At 67.4% G+C, this 1,382-nt stretch carries 1 protein-coding gene; it reads right to left on the reverse strand.

Annotated features, from left to right (window positions below; all coding sequences use genetic code 11):
• Positions 1-1,382 (reverse strand): Ig-like domain-containing protein (locus AA75_RS53675; RefSeq protein WP_033819981.1); only part of this gene is annotated, 1,382 nt, incomplete at both ends.

Below are 1,382 nucleotides of genomic sequence, written 5' to 3' on the forward strand. Positions count from 1 at the left end.
GGCGTTGCCGGTGTAGGTGGCGGTGAGGTGGTGGGTGCCGCTGGTGGTGGGGTGGTAGGTGAGGATGGCGGTGCCGTCGGTGAGGGTGGTGTCGCCGAGTGGGGTGTCACCGTCGGTGAAGGTGACGGTTCCGGTGGGTGGGGTGGCGAGGTTGCCGGTGGTGGTGGCGGTGAGGGTGGTGGTGGTGCCGCCGGTGCCGGGGTCTGCTTTGAGGGTGAGGGTGGTGGTGGGGTCGGCGATGTGTTGGGTGAGGGTTTGGCTGCTGCCGCCGTTGTAGGTGTCGTTGCCGGTGTAGGTGGCGGTGATGGTGTGGTCGCCGTTGGTGGTGAACTTGGTGGCGGGTGTGGTGGCGGTGCCGTCGGCCTTGAGGGGGATGGGGTCGCCGAGTTGGGTGTCGCCGTCGGTGAAGGTGACGGTGCCGCCCGGTTTGTCGCCGGGTCCGGTGACGGTGGCGGTGAAGGTGATGTCCTGGCCGGGTGCGGCGGGGTTGAGGCTGCTGGCGAGGGTGGTGGTGGTCGCGGCCTGGATGTGTTGGGTGAGGGGGTCGCTGTCGCTTGCGGCGAACAGGTTCGTCGGGCCGTAGTGGGCCGTGATGGTGTGGGATCCGGGGGCGGGGTTGTCGAGGGTGACGGTGGCGATTGCTTCGTTCGGTTGGGTGGGGTCGGGGTTCTTGGTGAGGGTGGCGGTGCGGGTGATGGTGGTGCCGTTCGGGGGGGTGTCGGTGAGGGAGATGCCGCCTTCGGGGAGGTAGCCGGTGGGGCTGGTGACGTGGACGGTGTAGGTGATGGGTTTGCCGGCTTCGGCGGGGTTGCCGGGTGAGGTGACGGTGGTGTGTGTGGTGGCGAGGTCGATGGGTTGGGTGAGGGTGTCGTTGCTGTTGTTGAGGTTGGTGTTGCCGTCGTAGGTGGCGGTGATGGTGTGGGTGCCGGTGATCGGCTGGTCGAGGACGAACGTCGCGGTGGCCTGGTCGGGTGTGGCGGGGTCGGTGCTCTTGGTCAGTTTCTCGTTCTGGGAGGTCGTCGCGTGGTGGGGGACGGTGTCGGTGAGCGTGACGGTTTCTCCGTCCGGGACCAGGCCGGTGGGGGCGGTGACGGTGACGGTGTAGGTCACCGGGTGGCCTGTTGAGGGGTTTTGCGGGTCGGCGGCGATCACTGTTTTGGTGTCGGCTTTGGTGACGGTCTGTGTCAGGTCGCCGGTGCTGTTGTTGAGGTTGGTGTTGCCGGTGTAGTCGGCGTGGAGCTGGGTGCCGGCACGGGCGGTGGTGCTGAACTTCGCGGTGCCGGTTTTGCCGTCGGTCGGGTTGAGTTCCCAGGTCACCTGGTCCGGATCGACGGCGGTTCCGCCGATCTTGAAGGTGACCGTCTCCTTGTCGGTGAGCAGAC

Origin of the sequence: Kitasatospora sp. MBT63 (assembly GCF_000710465.2) — a bacterium.
In the GTDB taxonomy this organism is placed as follows: Bacteria; Actinomycetota; Actinomycetes; order Streptomycetales; family Streptomycetaceae; genus Kitasatospora.